The following is a 20266-nucleotide window of genomic DNA, read 5'->3' on the forward strand; positions in this document are numbered from 1 at the left end:
TTAATAATGATTATTATGGAAAATTTAAAAAACAAAACAATAGGATCATTTGTTGCTGAAGATTTCAGGACAGCGGCTGTATTTTCTAAATATAAAATAGATTTTTGCTGTAAAGGAAACAGAACGGTAACCGAGGTTTGCGAAAAACAAGGCATTAATTCTGATACCTTACTGCAAAATGTGTACAACGTTTTGCAATCAGAAAATAACAATTCAATTGATTTTAATTCCTGGCCTTTAGATTTACTGGCTGATTATATTGAGAAAACGCATCATCGTTATGTGGAAGAAAAATCACAGGTATTGCTCGCCTTTCTGGATAAATTATGCAAAGTTCACGGTGCCAATCATCCGGAATTATTCAAGATAAATGAGTTGTTTATAGGCTGCGCAGGTGAATTATCGCAACACATGAAAAAAGAAGAATTGGTTTTGTTTCCTTTTGTAAAAAGAATGGTAAAAACAAAAGATGCTGACGGGGTTTTATCACAGCCTTCTTTTGGAACGATATCAAACCCAATTGCCATGATGATGAATGACCATGATAACGAGGGTGAACGTTTTAGAGAAATTGCTAATTTGACTGATAATTATACACCTCCGACTGACGCTTGTACTACTTACAAAGTAACTTTTGCCATGCTAAAAGAATTTGAAGAAGATTTGCACAAACACATTCATCTGGAAAACAATATCTTATTTCCTAAAGCAGTCCTTTTGGAAAAGGAATTTGCTGCAGTGGAGTAAAAATTAATTTTAATAGTGTAAAAACACCGGTAAAAGATCAAAATGTTGATTGTTATCGGTGTTTTTTATTCGAAGAGGTGCTTTATTTATTATTTTTAATATTCTAAAATGGAAGTACTAAAGATGAATTCTCAAAAAAACTGGATCGTTTGCTGTTTTTTAAATTTCCTTATTGCCTCTTTTTTTGGGTTGTTAATGCGGTTTATGTACCTTTTTCCTTTAGATTTTATAAACTACAGTTTTTTGCTTCATGCGCATTCACATGTGGCTATGCTGGGATGGGTTTACCTGATAATATATGTTTTGATTGTTCACTTTTTTATTCCAAAAGAAAAAAGCCAAAAACCTGTTTACAATCGTTTATTCTGGTGTACGCAATTTTCGGTGATCGGAATGATGGTTACCTTTCCCATTCAGGGATATGCGCTGTTTTCGATTATATTTTCGACAATGCATATTTTGTTGAGTTATTTTTTTTGCAGATTAGTCTGGAAAGACAGTTTCAAGGAAAAAATGCCTGCTAACGCACTTTTGAAAGCTTCCGTTTTGTTTATGGTTTTGTCAACTTTCGGTGTCTGGTGTTTAGGGCCGGCAGTAAGTACTCTTGGAAAAAGTGCATTTTATCAAATTTCAATTCAGTTTTTTCTGCATTTTCAGTTCAACGGATGGTTTTTGTTTGCTGTTTTGGCATTGTTTTTAAAACAGTTTCAGAATATTATCGAGACCAAAATATTTAGAAAATTTTATTTACTTATAATTATTTCGACTTTATTAACGCTTTCATTTCCAATTCGCTGGTTCGTTGATAATAATATTTTAAATTGGATAAATGCGCTCGGAGTTGTACTGCAGTTAATTGCTTTTATATATTTCTATAAAATGCTGCAACCGCACAGAAGCCTTTTTAAAACAGGTTTAGATAAAACTGCCAAAATGGTTTATGGCTTGGCTTTATGTTCCTTGTTTTTGAAAATTGGAATTCAATTGTTGGCCCTTTTTCCAAATCTTGTCGAAGTTTCACATCAAATCAGGAATTTTGTTATTGGCTTTATTCACCTGACCACTTTAGGAATTATAACCGGATTTTTGTTTGGAATATTACTGCAGAATAAAATGCTTCCCGTTAATTCGCCTTTAATGAAATTAGGGATGAAATGTTTTATTCTGGGTTACATAGCGACAGAACTTCTGTTGTTTTGTCAAGGCGGACTCTTTTTTTTGGGAAAAGGAATGATTTCAGGATATCTTCAGGGTATTTTAGTTTTTAGTGTACTCATTGTCTTCGGATTAATTTTAATTATAACTTCTGTTATAAACAATAAAAAGTGTCTGCCCATTTCAAATTTTTGCTGATTTATACATTTCATTAACCTGTTGGGTCTAATTAGTTTTTAAATGAATATTTTGCGTCAGTTTGAGTGATTTTCGATAGAAAATTGTATCAAGAGCAGAAAAATATCCATTAAAAATGGTTCTCGATATATTTTTTTTCGTTTCTCTGTACAAAAACACCTGAATGGCTGTTTTTAATAATTCTAACTAGCGATATTTCATTAGTTTATAAATAGAATAAATTTGATTTAGGTATAAAGTTAAATCTTGTTAAATATTTTTATGCTTGATATTTTTTAATAAAAATAAATAACAGTCTGAATTTTTAGAAATAATAATGATTATTTTTGCTCGCTGTTTAAATTAAAATTATTACTTCACTATATTATGGTAAAAGATTTATTCGAAAGAATTCAGAACAATAAAGGTCCACTAGGAAAATGGGCATCACAAGCAGAAGGTTATTTTGTATTTCCAAAATTAGAAGGAGACTTAGGGCCAAGAATGAAGTTTCAGGGAAAAGAGGTTTTAAACTGGAGTTTGAATGACTATTTAGGTCTGGCAAACCATCCTGAAGTTCGTAAAGCAGATGCAGATGCAGCCTTAGAATTTGGTGCTGCAGCCCCAATGGGTGCACGTATGATGAGTGGCCACACTAAATATCACGAACAATTAGAGCAGGAATTGGCTGCCTTTGTAATGAAAGAATCAGCTTATTTGTTGAATTTTGGTTACCAGGGAATGGTTTCTATAATTGATGCACTGGTGACTAGAAATGATGTAATTGTGTATGATGTAGATGGGCACGCTTGTATTATTGACGGAGTTCGTTTGCATAGTGGAAAACGTTTTACTTACAAGCATAACGATATCGAAAGTATGGAGAAAAACCTGCAACGTGCAACTAAAATAGCTAAGGAAACAGGTGGAGGAATTCTTTTTATTACCGAAGGTGTTTTTGGAATGCGCGGCCAGCAAGGAAAGTTGAAAGAGATTGTAGCAATGAAAAAGAAATACAATTTCCGTCTTTTGGTTGATGATGCACATGGTTTTGGTACGCTTGGTAAAACAGGTGCCGGAGCAGGTGAGGAGCAAGGCTGTCAGGATGGAATCGATGTATATTTTTCTACGTTTGCCAAATCTATGGCCAATATTGGTGCTTTTGTAGCAGCTGATAAAGACATTATTGATTATTTGAAATACAATCTGCGTTCTCAAATGTTTGCAAAAGCATTGCCAATGATTCAGACAATTGGTTCTTTGAAACGTTTGCAATTATTGCGTGATAACCCGGGATTGAAAGACAAATTATGGGAAAATGTAAATGCTTTGCAAAGTGGTTTAAGAAATAAAGGGTTTAATATTGGTGACACCAATACTTGCGTTACGCCAGTTTATCTTCAGGGAAGTGTACCGGAAGCGATGGTAATGGTAAATGATTTAAGAGAAAACTATGGTATTTTCTTGTCGATAGTAATTTATCCGGTTATTCCAAAAGGAATGATTTTATTACGCGTTATTCCAACAGCTCCACATACATTGGATGATATTGATGAAACACTTACTGCTTTTGAAGCTATTCGTGAAAAATTAGAAAACGGAACTTATAAAGAAATTGCAAGCCGGACTAAAGTTGATTTAGACGCGTAGTTCCTGAAAAAATATTCCTGTTATATGGGAATTATATAAAAAAGCCATTCTCTAAAGAATGGTTTTTTTTTGCTTTTCAGTTACATTTATATCCACTAAATCATTAAAAAAAAGAATATGAAAAGAGCAATAGTAATAGTAGTATTTGTTGTTATGGGAGTTTTTGTTTCATGTCAAAAGACAGCAACGGTAACACCAGCAACAGAAGAAATTCTAACAGCGCCCGATTCTGCGGCACAGCCTGATCCATCAGGTAATCAATGTTACGCCTCTACAGCCAATAATAATACTATCTGGATGAGTTTTAATGTAAACAGCAATCAGGAAGTTAATGGTAAACTAAGTTATAGCCTTTATGGAAAAGATAAAAATGAAGGAACTCTGATTGGTAATATTTACGGGGATACCCTGATTGCCGACTATACTTTTGATTCAGAAGGTGTTTCTTCCGTTAGACAAGTAGCTTTTTTACAGAAGGATGGAACATATATAGAAGGTTATGGAGATGTTGTAGAAGCCAATGGAAAAGTAAGTTTTAAAGATAAAAAAACATTGAAATTTGATATCAAAAATACTTTGACAAAAATAGATTGTAATCAGGAAGACTAGTTTTTATTTCGTTTGTAAAATATATAAAAAACGCCCGAAATTTTTCGGGCGTTTTGCATTTATAAAAAAGCGATTTTAGTTTTTCTCAATCCATTTTCTGGCATTGATAAAAGCTTCATGCCAGAGGGAAACTTCATCATTTCTGTCTTTTGGATAATGTGCTTGCCTTAGTATTGATTGGTAAATGAATGCTCGATATATAGAAATCTAAGTATTGATAGGATGAATTGAGAAATAGTCTTGATGATTTTATTTTTATAAATGAAATGTTTGCTAAAAAAACAGCAATTTTTGTTGTATTAACTCAAAATGATACAATGTATACCGTCTTTTGATACAAAAAGAGTCTTGTTATAAAGTCTTTTCTTACTTATATTTGTTTAATAAGAAACTGTTTATAAATTTATTTAGATCAACATAATGACCAAAAGAGCCTTTATTATTTTTTTACTTTTAATTACAGTGTGTTTAGGCAGTTGTAAAAATAATAAAAAAAATAAGCAGTTAAAAAGCAAAACAGTAAGTGAGCGAATTAATGAATATCCAGAACTAAAAAAAGCTGTACAGCATTATTCATCCCCAAAAGATTCCTTGAAAAAAAGAGCCATGCTTTTTTTGATAAAGAATTTAGATAATAAAACGCGCTTAACAACAATGGCAGACCAAGATATTGTGCCTCTTTACAGGAAAATGTATTTGTCGAGCTTATCGGATAGTTTTGATTTTAAAAAGAAATACGATCACGAACTCCTTTATAAATCACCAAATTTGCTCGATTTGGATGCCAATATGATTACGGCAGCCGAATTGATAGAGAACGTTGACCTGGCGTTTGAAGCCTACCAATTTCCTTGGGCAAAAAAAGTTCCTTTTGATGATTTTTGCGAATTTGTTTTGCCCCATAAAATTATGGACGAACCCAAGTCGAATTGGCGTAAATTTTATTTGGAAAAGAATAAAAAATTAGTACAATATCTTCTAAAAAACAAGATTGACGATCCTTTGGAGGTATGCAAAATATTGAATGACAGTTTGTTTAAAAGATACCAATTTTATGAAAAACTGCAATTGCCTTACCCGAATCTTATAGCTCTTTATCAAAACCCAATCGGACAATGTTTGCAGCGATATGTTTTATATACCGCAATGGCAAGAAGCATTGGATTACCAATTGCTATTGATTTTACGCTTCAATATGGCAACTTTCCTGGGTCACACAATTGGGTTACACTAATTCAGAAAAATAAATTTTCTTTTAATGCTGGCGAAAAATGGGAACCTTCTGGATTTGGAGGAGTCAAATATTTTAGATATGTATATTCCAATTCGTTGAATGTTGCAGCCAAAGGCCCAATGTCTAATCCTAATGTTATCGATGTTAGCAAAGAATATGTGGATAGAAAAATAGGTAATTTGATATTTGAAGTAAACCGGAAACCATCTCAAGATTTATATTTATTTGCCTTTGGTATAGGCGAAGAATTTGTTTGTTTGCAAAAGGCAAAAATTATAGGAAAAAAGGCTGTATTCAACAATGTCTCTTATTGCGAGTCTATTTTGTTTGTAGGTTATTATGATGGCGATACTATTGTGCCAATTGAAAATCCTTTTATGATGCATGGCTGGACAAAAAATATATCCTATTTAACTCCAACAAAAAATATTGTACGCAGTATTCGTTTATTTAGAAAATACCCCAAGAATGGTTTTGTGGAAGATGTTTTTTATAATGAAGTCATAGGCGCAAAAATTCAAGGTTCAAATTCTAAAAACTTTAAGACAAAACAAGATCTTTTCACTTTTGAGGCATATCCTGAGAGCACAGACAAAGTTGAATTCAAAAACATTACAGGTATTTGCCCAATGCCACAGGACAGGTAAACATAGCCGAGTTGCACTTTATGTTTGATAACGAAAAAGCGAAACCCGAAGAATACTACCAGTTCGATTCGAGTTTTGATAATTTAAACTATCTGTATGACAACAATATGGAAACCTATTTTGTTTCATCGTCAAAACAAAACTGGATAGGGGTTGATCGATCAAAAAGCCAATCAAAAAGCATTAAAGCAGTAAAAATAATTCCGAGAAGTACCTGTAATTTAATTCAAATGGGCGATACCTATGAATTATTCTATTTCGATTTTGGCTGGAAAAGTTTAGGTTCAAAAAAAGCCAAGGATTCATTTATTGATTTTGAAAGTGTACCTAACAATTGTTTGTTCTTATTAAAAAATTTAAGCCAAGGTAGTCAAGAAAGAATTTTTATTTGCGAAAATTCAACCGATACTGATACGAACGATACTAAACAGTACTTCTGGTAAAGATTTGTACAATTGTTAATTAGCATTGGAGATTATTAAAAAACTATATCGGATAAAAAAAATATTTTGAACAACCCAATTACAGAAGCATTCAAATCTATAAAAGAAAATAAAAGTCGCAGTATCCTTTCGAGTTTAGGTGTGATTTGGGGTATTTTTATTTTAATTGTTTTATTGGGAGTAGGGAATGGATTTAAAAATGGGATATTCCAATTATTCAACTCTTTTGCTAAAAATAGCCTTTGGATTTATGGAGGGCAGGTATCTGAAACAGATTTGAAAAAATCAGTTGCAGAAAAACCTATAGTTTTTGATGTTAATGATATTAATATACTAAAAGATAGATTTAAATCAATTGAATCGATATCACCAGAGTTAAATTATACAGGAAATTCATTGACAAGCTACGAGCAAAATATCACATATCCACAAATTAAGGGAGTTTTACCAGACTATTTCAATGTAAAAATAATAAAGACGGATGAAGGGCGGTTGATAAATATGCTAGACAATAAAGAGTATAGGAGGATAGCGATGATTGGAAGACAGGTTGCTGACGTTCTATTTCCAAAGGAAAAACCTATTGGCAAGTCTATAAATATTGCGGGCATCTATTTTACAATAATTGGTGTTATTGAGAAAGGTTCGATTTTTACACAAAATGAACAAAATGTAATATATATACCTTACAATACATTTTATGATTGTTTCGGTCAAGGAAGAGAGTTTAACACCTTCATTTTGTCACTTTCAAAGAAGACAGACGCATCAAATTTTGAGAATGAAATAAAATCATATTTAGGTAAATTAAAAGGATTTAGTGCTAAAGACAAGAAAGCACTATTTATCTTAAATTTCGAAGATCAAGTCAAGGCATTCGATAAATTGTTTACTGGAATTAATGTTTTTATGTGGTTTATCGGATCTTGTCTTTTATTGAGTGGTATCGTAGGCATTAGCAATATTATGTTTGTTATTGTCAAAGAGCGGACTTTTGAGATTGGAATTCGAAAAGCAGTAGGTGCCAAACAAAAATCAATAATCTGGTTAATATTATCAGAGTCAATTGTTATTACATCGGTCGCAGGTATTTTAGGTCTTTTGCTTGGGTTTTTGGTTATCCAATTAATAAATTGGGTGTTAAGTTCTTTTTTTACCGATAAAGATTCATTGTTTACTAGTGCAACTGTTGATTTTCCAGTAATCATTTTTTGCTTGATAATTTTAATCTTTTCGGGTGTTTTGTCAGGTTTTTTACCCGCAAAAAAAGCAGCAAAAATTGATCCTATTGAGGCATTAAGACAGTAAATAAAACAACTTTTTAACATATAATATTAATAATGAAGTTTTCAAATATATTTTTAGTAGTGATTATAGCAACAATTTTGGGGCTTATTATTTGGAATAATTCCAAGACGAATGATATATCATTACTTATAAAAACAGAAAAACCATTTATTACAACAATAGAGCAAAAAAGAGTAATTCCGGGAAATTTGTATCCATTAACTGAAATTGATATTAAATCTCCAATTTCAGGAACATTGGATAAAGTATTTGTTGAAATTGGCGATAAAGTTAATATAGGTGATAAAATAGCCCAAGTTAAATTAGTTCCAGACGCATCAAAACTAGAATCGGCAAAGAGTAATTTAATTTCAACTGAAATTAATTTTGAAAATCAACAAAAGAATTTTGAACGCAACAAAAAACTTTTTGATAAGCAGATTATTGCTCCTGCTGAATTTGAAAATCACAAAAAAGGATATGAATTAAGTAAGGAACAATATTTATCAGCAAAAAATCAACTAATGCTTATTGAAGAAGGTTTTGTAAAAAATACTACTATTTCTAATGTTGTCAGAGCAACAGCAGCAGGGACGATTATTGATTTACCTCTTAAAGAAGGTTCGTCAATAACAGAGCGAAACAATTTTAATGATGGTACAACAATCGCTATTGTAGCAAGGCTTGATACCTTTGTTTTTAAAGGGAATGTTAACGAAACAGATATGATTTATTTGCATCAGGGAATGAAACTTATGCTCAGTTTTAATGCTTATAAAAATCAAATACGGGAAGCTATTGTTAATAAAATTTCTTCGAAAGGATTCAGCGAACAGGGTGTTATGAAATATTATGTAGAAGCTAAATTTGATTTAAAAAATGATTCTCTTGTGATACGCTCTGGATATACTGCTAATGCAGAAATGATTTTAAAAAGAAAGCAAAATGTTCTGGCGATAAAAGAAAAATTCCTCCAATTTCAAAACGATTCGACCTATGTTACAGTAATCAATAAAGAAAATAAAGAAGAAAAACGGTTGTTAACGACTGGACTATCCGATGGGTTTAACATCGAGATATTAAAGGGTTTGAAAAAAAACGAAAAATTTAAAACAATCAATGACTAATATAATGAAAACAACAGCAAGAATATTGGTCGTTATACTTTTTATTGTTAGCCATTTTATGGGCACAGCACTTTTTGTATGGTCGTCAGCTATTTTATACTTGGTTGTTACACTGCTATCTATTGTATCTGTAATTCAATTTTGGAAGAGCGAAAAATTACTTAAAATAAATATTCCTGAAATTTTGCTTTTGCTCTTTGTAGTTTATGTATGTTTAAATAATGTATTTAATGCAACTTTCTCGGGAAATGGAAACCTTTTTAACTATCTAATTTTCTTTCTGCTCTATTTCGTTTTTGTCTTTTTATACAATACTGATAAAGAAATTGGTAGATTTTTGTTTTTGGGTTTGTTTGCTGGATTTGTACTAGAACTGATGGTAGGCTATAGTCAATTGTTTGGTGTTATTCCGAACTCCGATTCTAAATTTGTTGTAGGTGGTTTGTTCGGAAATCCAGGTGCTTTTGCAGGCTATTTAGCCATTATATCCTCTTTTCTATTGGCTGTTGTTTGTTTTTATAAGGAACTGTTTAAATCCGAAAATTTTCTATTAGCCATTTTATTCAGCTTTTTTTGCGCTATATGTCTTATTATTTTATGCGATTCTCGTGGTGCTTGGGTATCTATTTGTATAAGTATTGTATTTGTATTGAATCAAAAATATAAGTTTACTAATGCCTTCCGAAATTTGTTGAAAAGTAAAATTTCTAAAATAATTACGAGTACTTTTTTATTGATTACTGTCGTTGTTGTTTGCATAGCACTGTTTCATTATAAAAAAGAATCTGCCGAAGGGCGTTTGCTTATTTGGAAAATCAGTACGGATATGATTGTTGAAAAACCATTGTTTGGCAACGGTTCTGGATCTTTTGGGGCAGATTACGGCAAAGTACAAGCGGCATATTTCTTAACTAATACAATTCCAGCGAGTCAAATGCAGCTTGCTGATTATGTTACTTGTGCTTATAACGAGTTTCTAGAAATAGTTATAGAATTGGGAATCATTGGGCTTTTACTATTTGTAGCCATTCTCTATTTTGCATTAGCAAAACAACAAAACGAGAATAGTTCAAAATATTATATCGCAGCAAAATCGTCATTAATTGCATTGTTGGTTTTGAGTATGGTGTCTTATCCTTTCAATAGCACACCTATAATATTGCTTTTTGTAATTTGTTTATTTATCATTTTCAGAATAGGACAGTACAGAATAGTTACAATCTCAAAACACAACAAATTACTAGTATGCAGTTGGATTTTAGCCATTTCAGCTTTAGTTTATTGTGGTAGCAGACAAGTATATGGAATCTATCATTTCACGAATGGATATGCAAAAGTTTTGAAGAACGATTTTAAGAACGGAATAAACGACTATAAAAAAGCATCTCCGTTTTTAAACAACAATGGCGAGTTCCAGTTTTATTACGGAGCGGCTTTATATCTGAAACACGATTATCAAGCAAGTGTTATTCATTTACAAAAAGCGGTAAGCCTACACAGCGACCCACACGCTTTTATAACCTTGGGCAATGCCTTACAAAAACTCAAGCAGTACAACAAAGCCGAGCAAGCCTACCGTGTAGTTACAGGGATAACTCCCGCAAAAATGTATCCAAAATACCTATTAGTTAAGCTATACATAGAAATGCAGCAAACAGATAAAGCGATAAAAACTGCTAAAATTATTATAAACGCAAAAGAAAAAGTATCAACAACCGCGGGTATTGAAATGAAAACCGAAATGAAAATATTGATCGATCGATATAGTAAACGGAATGTTAAACCTTTAAAAATAAAGCTATGAGTCCCTAAAAAAAGGAATCCGAATTTTACAAATTGCCCAGCGAGGGCTAAAAAACAATTTTAAATCCAATTTTTTACCATTAATTTTTAAATTCACAACAATGAAAACAAATAAAAGAGTAGTTTTAGGTTTTGCAGTAGCAATGGTTTTTTCGTTAGCTTTTATGCAAGGAAATACAATGAAGAGTACAAAACAGGATATTAATGTGCAACAACTTAGTGTAGGCGCAGGATATATGGCTGGTAGTTCCGAAGGTGGAGCTGCTGGTGCATGGGGAGTTGTTTCGGCAGGGTTAATGGGAGCTGCAGGTGCTGTTGGAACTACTACTACTATTGTTGGTTGGGTTCCTCCTGTTGGTCTTGCTGGGGCTGCTCTTACTGGAGGTTTATTCTTATAATAAAATAGAAGAAGTAGTTTAGATGACGTTATAATGACGTTGTTTAAACTACTTTTTAATTTAAATCAAAATAATTAATTGCTATGAAAACAATAAAAACAAACTTCGATAATACTATATGTTTGCTTCCCTCAATTATTTTCAATAATAAAAAAACAATCAATCCATTTTTTATTTCATTATTATTAATTCCATTTTTTTTGTATTCGAAAGATAATCAGTATTTTATCTATTTTGCTTTATTTGCACTTTCAATTCTTGTGTTATTATTTTTGATAGCTCCTCTCAAATTGATATTGAGTTCATCTGGAATACAATATCATATATTTTGGAAAATAAAGTGGTCTAATTTTAAAAGTTATACAATTAACAATGGGACTTTAACTATAAAGTCAAAAGATGGTAAAGAAAAAACGGTTAAAAATCTTGATAAAACAATATCTGAAAAAGTAGATGACTTTATAAATGAAAAAATTAATGTTACAAAATAGCAATTTATTGAGAGCAAAAAGAATGTTTAGGTACTTTTTGCTCTTATCTTTTATATTTTGGGCAATACCTTTTGTCATCCGATTGTTTTTTTTGGATGTTGCTATAATTAAAGATATTCCTTCCGAAAAGAGCTTAGATATAGTTAGTGAGATTACAGGACATGCTCTAAAAAATGATACTTGGTCTGTTTTTTGTCTAATTTTCATAAACAACCTAAAATGTTGTCTTATTAATATTGGTGGTGGTATAATGTTAGGCGTAGCTACGCTATCAAATCTAATACTAAACGGATTTTTTGCAGCTGATACTTTTGCTACCATTCATAAAAACGGTATGGGAGTGGGGCAGATATTTCGTTATACTTTACCCCATTGTTTTGAACTGGTTGGTATTTGGCTTTCGGGAGCTGTTGGTTTTAGTCTGGCAAAAGTAATAATCGACTATATGAGAGGAAAGGAGCTGCCAAATAGTGACTATTTCAAATTTATAGGCAAATACTTTTTATTAACCGTCTTAATAATTTTAGCAGCTGCATTTGTAGAAGCATATATTAGTATTCCTAAAACAAAATAATAAATCAACAATGAAAAAAACGATAACAAATCCTGAAAATATTTCTCACTTTTGGGTGATGAGTATTATGATAATATACGGATTGATTCTGGCAGAGTATTTCTATCTGATAAATTTGAAAACAATTACAATTGAAAATGTTCACCTCATATCCAATCCTATTTTCACCTATCTTCAATCCTTCAGTTTTATAATGACAGTTTTAATAGCTATTGTGATATGGCTAATATCTAGTTTTATATTTCATTTATTTGCCATTTTGTTGGGAGGAGAAGCTAATTTTAAAGATTTTCAAAAATACACAGGACTGTGCTATATTTTCCCTGCTATAAGTCTTTGTGTGGCGCTAGTTTTATTTGATAATATAGATTTTCCTAAAAAGAATTTACAAGAATTTTTTAATTCTAATGGTGATATGATTCTAATTAATTGGATAATTACCATCAGTTCTACACTTTGTTTTGTTCTTCCAATTTTCATTATCAAATATTTGTATAAAATGAACTGGCTAAAAGCAGTAGGAGCAGTAGTAATTCCTTTAGGTTCGATTCATTTATTAGGTCAGTTTTTTGCTGAGTTTGTTTTGTAATATATTTTTTTATTTAAAAAAAAAGTACTTATACAGAAGATAATGATTAAGCCTATTTGAGTATACTTTCTGGTTTTAATGAAATTGAAAAAAGAAATTGCAGCTCACGTAAAAGGGATAATTCGTTTGAGTGGTGGAATGGTAAAAAGAGACTCAACAAATTAGGTTTATTAGGTTAAGCGATTAAAAAAAGAAATAAAAAGAAATAAAAAAATGAAATACCTATTCAAAACCATTTTACTGGTAATACTATTTCCAATAATAACTATTGGACAAGAATTAAAAGAAACCGATTCCATTCCTATCGATCCCGCTGTAAAAATTGGAAAACTCAAAAATGGTTTGACCTATTATATTCGAAAAAACGGAAAGCCCGAAAATAAAGTAGATTTAAGACTCGTTGTCAATGTCGGATCTATTCTTGAAGATGATAATCAACAAGGTTTAGCCCACTTTATGGAACACATGAATTTTAATGGTACCAAGCATTTTCCTAAAAACAAATTGGTCGATTATTTGCAAACAATAGGCGTAAAATTTGGACAACATTTGAATGCCTATACTAGTTTTGATGAAACGGTATATTTTCTGCCTATTCCATCGGACAGTCCCGAAAAACTAGAAAATGGTTTTAATATTATTGAAGATTGGGCCTTTAATGCCAACTTAACTCCCGAAGATATAGAAAAAGAAAAGGGAGTTGTGCTGGAAGAATATCGATTAGGTCTTGGAGCTGACGCAAGAATGCGAGATAAATACTGGCCGAAACTATTTTATAAATCCAAATATGCAGAGCGAATGCCGATTGGTAAAAAAGAAATTTTAGAACATTTTAAAGTCGATGAAATCATTCGATTTTATAAAGATTGGTATCGTCCTGATTTAATGAGCGTTATTGTTGTAGGCGATATTGATGTAGATCAAATGGAGCAAAAAATAAAAGCACATTTTGAAAATTATGAAAATCCAAAAAATGAGAAAAAACGAATTCTATATGATGTTCCCAATCATTCCGAAACCTTTGTTGCCATAGAAAGTGATAAAGAGGCAGCTAATACAATGGTCAGTTTAATTTATAAAGATGATGGATTGCCAGAAAAAACAAAAACGGTAGGTCAATATAAAAAGAAATTAACCGAAGGTATAATAGCAACGATGTTAAATACTCGTTTTTATGAATTAACAAACGCTCCTAAACCTCCTTTCACTTACGGATATTCTTTTCATGGAGCATTAAACAGAACCAAGGGCACCTATCAATCAGTAGCAATGGTGCAAGAAGACAAACAATTGTCTGGCCTCAAAGTATTGATTAACGAAAATGAGAGAGCTAAAAAATATGGATTTGCCCAGACCGAACTCGATAGGGCAAAAGCAAGCACCAAGGCTTCTTATGATGCCGCCTATAACGAACGTGACAAACAAAATTCGGATACTTATGTAGGGCAATATCAATCCCATTTTTTAACCCAAACGCCTATCCCTAGTATAGAGTGGACTGCAAAAACTACCGAAAAATTATTACAAAACATTAATTTGACGGATATAAATACCTTGATGAAAGATTATGTCAAAGAAGAAAATAGAGTCATCGTAATTACAGCACCAGAAAAAGAAGGTCTCAAAAAAGTTACCGAACAAGAAGTTTTGAATGCCCTCAAAGTGAATCCAGATGAAGTAACACCTTCCGCAGAAAAAAGAGTTGTTACCAGTTTATTGAGAAATGAAGTAAAACCAGGAACTATCATAAAAAAAGAACTCAATACTAAAATGGGTACTACAACATTGTTTTTATCTAATGGAGCAAAGGTTGTTTATAAAAAAACCAATTTTAAAAATGCCGATATTACCATGGAAGGCATTAGTTTTGGAGGAACCAATTTGTATTCTGATGATGAAATAAAAAAAATACAATTTGCAAATTTTGGTTTGACACAAGCCGGTTTTTCAGGAATGAATATCAACGAAATCAGTCAATTTATGGCTGGTAAAATTGCATCTGCCAATCCTTACATATCAGATATAACCGAAGGGATAAAAGGCAATACTACTTCCGAAAATTTTGAGTACCTGTTTCAAATTATTCATGCCTATTTTACCGACTTAAACTTTGACCAAGAAGCATTTGATGGTTTTGCACAAAAAATGGATTCCTATTTAAAAAACATCGCCTCACAGCCCAATGTGTATTTTCAACAAGAATTTGACTCTTTTTTAAACAAAAACAATCCAAGATATATTGGAATCCCAAATGAAGCAACATGGAAACAAACCGATTACACGTTAGCCTATAACAAATACAAAGAACGTTTTGCCAATGCTGCCGATTTCGAATTCTATTTTGTAGGCAACATAGACAGCGAAGCAATAGAAAATTTCTCGTGTAAATATTTGGCCTCACTACCTTCAAATAATGACAAACATGAAAAGGCAGTCGATTCAAAATACAAATGGATCAAAGGCGATTTAAAAAAAGTAGTCAACAAAGGTACAGATCCTAAAAGTACAGTAACTATTAATTATTATGGAGATACTAAATATTCAGACAAAGAAGCACTAGCCCTAAAAGCACTTGGCGAAATCCTTGCCATAAAACTAACCGAAGAACTAAGAGAAAATGAAAGCGGAGTATATGGCATTAATGCTCAAGGCGGTATATATAAAATACCCGTAGGAAAATATAATTTTACAATTGGATTTCCATGTGGTCCTGAAAATGTCGAAAAATTAATAGCCTCAGCCCTAAAAGAATTGCAAAAAATAATAGACAACGGTCCCGAAGATAAAGACCTGAAAAAATTCAAAGAAGCTGAATTGCTCGAATACAAAAAGAACAGCAAAGAAAATTGGTTTTGGCTCAATAACTTTACGGGATCATTTATATATGGCGAAAGTCCTGAAGAGGTTTTTAAAATCGAAGAAAAAATTAATAAAATCACCGCCAAGGACATACAAAAGGTATCCCAAAAATATCTAACAAAAGACAAAACAATAGGTATTTTGATGCCCGAAACAAAATAAAAGTGAATTTTGTAATAAAAATAGATTACTAATTGGATATCTACTAAGTAATATTATTTAATCTTTCTTAGAAATTTGAATGAAGAGCCGTGGAAAGAATTTTTACTTATGAAAGAGGAAAACAAAGTTTGGTTATAATTTTAGATGTTAAACCTTTATATTCGTTTGATTATGTTCTCCAACTGGTGCTAGTCTGTGACGAGTGCCTACCTAAAATTAAAAGAGTAAATATAGCTTTTGCAATGCGGTTAAAACACAAAAGCCAAATTCATTATGGAGTGGATTTTGTGTTTACTATATTTTAGCAAAGAAGTACTTATACCATTTAAATATAAAACAGTTTTTTGTTTTCCTTACTCCAGCCCTCTTCAAAGGAGAAGGAGTAAAAAAATCGGATTATTTTATATCTAAATGGTATTAGATTTCTTTTGGTTAAAAAGTATCGACTATTTAAAAACCATAGAGATTTGTAATTCGTCTCAGCAAATAATGCCAACTCCAATTAAAGACATTCTGCAGAAGAACAACAAAAGCCTAGAATTTATTAAGAAGAAATTTGTAGCTATTTAAAAAATAAAATGCCTCAACTATAATTGAGCTGAGGCATTTTTTATAATGAGAGATTTAGTTTTTCTCAATCCATTTTCTGGCATTGATAAAAGCTTCATGCCAAGGCGTAAACTCGTCATTTCTGTCTTTTGGATAATGTGCCCAGTTCCATTGAAAAGTCGAACGCTCAATATGAGGCATGGTAACCAGATGTCTTCCGGTTTTGTCGCACATCATGGCTACATCGTAGTGCGAACCATTAGGGTTTGCTGGATATCCTTCGTAAGCATATTTAGAAACAATGTTATAGTTTTCTTCACCCATTGGCAAATTGAATTTTCCTTCTCCGTGAGAAACCCAAACTCCTAAAGTAGTTCCGGCTAAACTTGATAGCATAACCGAATTGTTTTCCTGGATTTTCACAGATGTAAAAATACTTTCGTGTTTCTGACTGGTGTTGTGAAGCATTTTTCCGTGAACTTCATGCTCCGGATTAATTACCTCCAATTCCATAAACAATTGACAACCGTTACAGATTCCGACAGATAAAGTGTCTTCTCTTTTAAAGAAATTATCCAAAGCTGTTTTTGCTTTTTCGTTGTATAAGAACGCTCCGGCCCAACCTTTTGCAGAACCTAAAACATCAGAGTTAGAGAATCCTCCAACAGCACCAATAAACTGAATATCTTCCAAAGTTTCACGACCAGAAATTAAATCGGTCATGTGAACGTCTTTTACATCAAATCCTGCCAGGTACATTGCATTTGCCATTTCACGTTCAGAATTACTTCCTTTTTCACGAATAATAGCCGCTTTTGGTCTTGGTTTTGAAGCGTCAATTACAGGTGCTTTACCAGTGAAATGAGATGGGAAAGTATAATTTAAAGCTTGATTTTTATAGTTTTCAAAACGTGCTTTGGCAGTTCCGTTTTTAGATTGTTTTTGATCTAATAAATAAGAAGTTTCAAACCAAATGTCTCTGTATTTAGGAATGTCTAAAGTCCAAAGTCCAAGGTCTAAAGTCTCAGTAGTTGTCGCTTTTCCTAATTTGAAAAATTCGATATTGTTGGCGCTTAATTTCGCTTCAACTGCAGCATCTTCTTTTGCCTGGAAAACGATTCCGATGTTTTCTGCGAAAAGGATTTTCAATACATCTTTTTCTGCAAAAGCAGAGAAATCAATTTTAGCTCCCAGGTTTACATCAGCAAAACACATTTCTAATAAAGTCGTAATCAAACCACCGCTTCCGATATCGTGACCTGCTAAAATTTGGTTTTCGCCGATTAATTCCTGAATCGTATTAAAAGCATTTTTGAAGAAAGAAGCGTCTTTTATAGTAGAAGTTTCGTTTCCGATTGTATTTCTGATTTGGGCAAAAGAAGAACCTCCTAATTTGTAATTATCCTGAGACAAATTGATATAATAAATAGAATCTCCGTTTTTCTGTAAAACCGGTTCTACTACTTTTCTAATTTCAGTACAGTTTCCACCAGCAGAAATAATTACCGTTCCCGGCGCAATTACCTCATCATTTGGATATTTTTGTTTCATCGAAAGTGAATCTTTTCCTGTCGGAATATTGATTCCCAATTCGATTGCAAATTTGGAGCAACCTTCAACGGCAGCGTACAAACGAGCGTCTTCACCTTCGTTTTTACAAGCCCACATCCAGTTGGCAGATAATGAAATACCTTTTAATCCGTCTTTAATAGGCGCCCAGATAATGTTTGACAACGATTCGGCAATAGCATTTCTGCTTCCTGCAACCGGATCAATCAAAGCAGCGATAGGAGCGTGGCCAATAGAAGTGGCGATTCCTTCTTTACCTAAATAATCCAAAGCCATAACGCCAACATTATTCAAAGGCAATTGCAATGGTCCTGCACATTGTTGTTTGGCAACTTTTCCACCCACACAACGGTCGACTTTATTCGTTAACCAGTCTTTTGAAGCAACCGCTTCTAAACGTAAAACATCTTGTAGATAGCTTTCGAAATCATTTGCTGAATACGTTACATCAGCATATTTTCTATCGATAGTTTTATCATTCATAACCGTTTTTGGAGAACTTCCGAAGAAATCTTCCAAAGCGTAATCCATCGGTTTTGAACCATTTGATTTTGATTCGAAAGTAAAGCGGTGATCTCCCGTTACATCTCCAACCTGATACATTGGCGAACGCTCCCTGTCAGCGATTCGTTGCAAAATAGCAATATCTTTTTGACCAATAACCAATCCCATTCTTTCCTGAGATTCGTTTCCGATAATTTCTTTAGCTGAAAGTGTAGGGTCTCCAACAGGTAATTTATCTAAATCGATTAATCCGCCAGTTTCTTCTACTAATTCCGAAAGACAGTTTAAGTGTCCTCCGGCTCCGTGATCATGAATAGAAACAATTGGGTTATGATCGCTTTCTACTAAACCACGAATAGCATTAGCGGCACGTTTTTGCATTTCAGGATTTGAACGCTGAATCGCATTTAATTCGATTCCTGAACCAAAAGCACCAGTATCTGCAGAGGATACCGCAGCACCTCCCATTCCGATTCTGTAATTTTCTCCGCCAAGAATAACGATTTTGTCGCCTTCTTGTGGTTTCTTTTTGATAGCCTGATCTAGTTTTCCGTAACCAATTCCACCCGCTTGCATGATTACTTTATCGTAACCAATTTTACGGTCGTTTTCTGAATGTTCGAAAGTTAAAACTGAACCTGTAATAAGTGGTTGCCCGAATTTATTTCCAAAATCAGAAGCTCCGTTAGAAGCTTTGATTAAAATATCCATTGGGGTTTGGTACAGCCATTTTCTTTCTTCAACTGCATTTTCCCATTTCCTGTCATTATTCAAACGAGAATAAGATGTCATATAAACCGCAGTTCCTGCTAAAGGTAAAGAACCCTGGCCACCCGCTAAACGGTCACGAATTTCTCCTCCGGAACCTGTTGCAGCTCCGTTGAAAGGCTCAACCGTTGTTGGAAAATTGTGTGTTTCTGCTTTTAAAGATAAAACCGAATCAAATTCTTTTATTTCGTAATAATCAGGTTTATCAGCTGATTTTGGTGCAAATTGCTGTACTTTTGGCCCTTTTACAAAGGCAACATTGTCTTTGTAAGCAGATACTATATCGTTAGGATTTTCCTGTGATGTTTTTTTGATTAATTTAAAAAGAGAAGTTTCTTTTTCTTCGCCATCAATTACAAAAGTTCCGTTGAAAATCTTGTGACGACAGTGCTCTGAATTGGCTTGAGAGAAAGCAAAAATCTCAGAATCGGTTAGTTTCCTACCCAGTTTTACAGCAAGATTATCTAAATAATCAACTTCTTCCTGGCTTAATGCCAAACCTTCTACTTTATTGTAAGTAGCAATATCATCGATTTCCAAAATGGGTTCTGGCTGAACGTTGATAGTAAAAATTTCCTGATCTAATTGATTGAATTTTTGTGAAAGCATCGGATCAAAATCATTGAAATCAGCTGTTGCCGGATGAAATTCTTCGATTCTGATGATGCCCTGAATACCCATATTCTGAGTAATTTCTACAGCATTTGTACTCCAGGGTGTGATCATAGTGGCACGGGGACCAACAAAAAAATCCGTCAGTGCGGATTTTTCGATCTTATTAGAGTCGGCAAAAAGCCAGTTTAATTTTGAAATGTCTTGAGCGGAAATTTCGTTTTGCGTTTGTACGGCAAAAACAGTTTTGCTTTGGTTTTCAAAGAAATGGATCATTGTGATGTGTAGTTTGTTGTATTGAGGTGCAAATTT

Annotated in this window: 15 protein-coding genes; 14 read left to right on the forward strand and 1 reads right to left on the reverse strand. The window is 32.8% G+C overall.

What is annotated here, in order from left to right:
- The first annotated feature begins 15 nt into the window (after nucleotides 1–15).
- From ric to J2W48_RS12310, 14 genes are all read left to right on the forward strand, one after another.
- On the forward strand, nucleotides 16–747 hold the full coding sequence (gene ric / locus J2W48_RS12245; protein WP_310281704.1) for an iron-sulfur cluster repair di-iron protein: 732 nt from the start codon (nucleotides 16–18) through the stop codon (nucleotides 745–747).
- A gap of 123 nt (nucleotides 748–870) precedes the next feature.
- The gene (locus tag J2W48_RS12250; RefSeq protein WP_310281707.1) at nucleotides 871–2100 is read left to right on the forward strand and encodes a hypothetical protein; all 1230 of its coding nucleotides are present in this window, start codon (nucleotides 871–873) and stop codon (nucleotides 2098–2100) included.
- Nucleotides 2101–2466: 366 nt separating this feature from the next.
- Nucleotides 2467–3729, forward strand: coding sequence for a cysteate-C-fatty acyltransferase (gene capB, locus J2W48_RS12255; RefSeq protein ID WP_310281710.1), 1263 nt, complete (start codon nucleotides 2467–2469; stop codon nucleotides 3727–3729).
- Between the two features lie 117 nt (nucleotides 3730–3846).
- Entirely contained in the window at nucleotides 3847–4338 is a 492-nt protein-coding gene (locus J2W48_RS12260) for a hypothetical protein (RefSeq protein ID WP_310281714.1), read from the forward strand.
- 654 nt (nucleotides 4339–4992) lie between these two features.
- A complete protein-coding gene (locus J2W48_RS12265) occupies nucleotides 4993–6219 on the forward strand; it encodes a transglutaminase-like domain-containing protein (protein WP_310281718.1) in 1227 nt (408 codons plus the stop codon).
- Nucleotides 6195–6662, forward strand: coding sequence for a hypothetical protein (locus tag J2W48_RS12270; protein ID WP_310281721.1), 468 nt, complete (start codon nucleotides 6195–6197; stop codon nucleotides 6660–6662). The genes J2W48_RS12265 and J2W48_RS12270 overlap by 25 nt, the downstream gene beginning before the upstream one ends.
- Before the next feature lie 66 nt (nucleotides 6663–6728).
- Nucleotides 6729–7970, forward strand: a complete 1242-nt coding sequence (locus J2W48_RS12275) for an ABC transporter permease (RefSeq protein WP_310281724.1) — start codon at nucleotides 6729–6731, stop codon at nucleotides 7968–7970.
- A gap of 32 nt (nucleotides 7971–8002) precedes the next feature.
- Nucleotides 8003–9076, forward strand: coding sequence for an efflux RND transporter periplasmic adaptor subunit (locus J2W48_RS12280; RefSeq protein WP_310281728.1), 1074 nt, complete (start codon nucleotides 8003–8005; stop codon nucleotides 9074–9076).
- 4 nt (nucleotides 9077–9080) lie between these two features.
- On the forward strand, nucleotides 9081–10880 hold the full coding sequence (locus tag J2W48_RS12285; RefSeq protein ID WP_310281730.1) for an O-antigen ligase family protein: 1800 nt from the start codon (nucleotides 9081–9083) through the stop codon (nucleotides 10878–10880).
- A gap of 100 nt (nucleotides 10881–10980) precedes the next feature.
- Nucleotides 10981–11277 carry a hypothetical protein gene (locus J2W48_RS12290; RefSeq protein WP_310281733.1) on the forward strand — a complete coding sequence of 99 codons (297 nt, stop codon included), beginning with the start codon at nucleotides 10981–10983 and terminating at the stop codon, nucleotides 11275–11277.
- Nucleotides 11278–11360: 83 nt separating this feature from the next.
- The gene (locus tag J2W48_RS12295; RefSeq protein ID WP_310281736.1) at nucleotides 11361–11768 is read left to right on the forward strand and encodes a hypothetical protein; all 408 of its coding nucleotides are present in this window, start codon (nucleotides 11361–11363) and stop codon (nucleotides 11766–11768) included.
- The gene (locus tag J2W48_RS12300; protein WP_310281738.1) at nucleotides 11743–12342 is read left to right on the forward strand and encodes a stage II sporulation protein M; all 600 of its coding nucleotides are present in this window, start codon (nucleotides 11743–11745) and stop codon (nucleotides 12340–12342) included. The genes J2W48_RS12295 and J2W48_RS12300 overlap by 26 nt, the downstream gene beginning before the upstream one ends.
- A 10-nt stretch (nucleotides 12343–12352) precedes the next feature.
- Nucleotides 12353–12931 (forward strand): YIP1 family protein, encoded by a 579-nt coding sequence (locus J2W48_RS12305; RefSeq protein ID WP_310281741.1) that lies wholly within the window; start codon nucleotides 12353–12355, stop codon nucleotides 12929–12931.
- Between the two features lie 213 nt (nucleotides 12932–13144).
- The gene (locus J2W48_RS12310) at nucleotides 13145–15952 is read left to right on the forward strand and encodes a M16 family metallopeptidase (RefSeq protein WP_310281744.1); all 2808 of its coding nucleotides are present in this window, start codon (nucleotides 13145–13147) and stop codon (nucleotides 15950–15952) included.
- Nucleotides 15953–16576: 624 nt separating this feature from the next.
- Here J2W48_RS12310 and purL read toward each other — a convergent pair.
- Nucleotides 16577–20230 (reverse strand): phosphoribosylformylglycinamidine synthase, encoded by a 3654-nt coding sequence (gene purL / locus J2W48_RS12315; RefSeq protein ID WP_310281747.1) that lies wholly within the window; start codon nucleotides 20228–20230, stop codon nucleotides 16577–16579.
- Between the last annotated feature and the right edge of the window lie 36 nt (nucleotides 20231–20266).

The organism is Flavobacterium piscis, assembly GCF_031457575.1.
GTDB lineage: Bacteria > Bacteroidota > Bacteroidia > Flavobacteriales > Flavobacteriaceae > Flavobacterium > Flavobacterium piscis_A.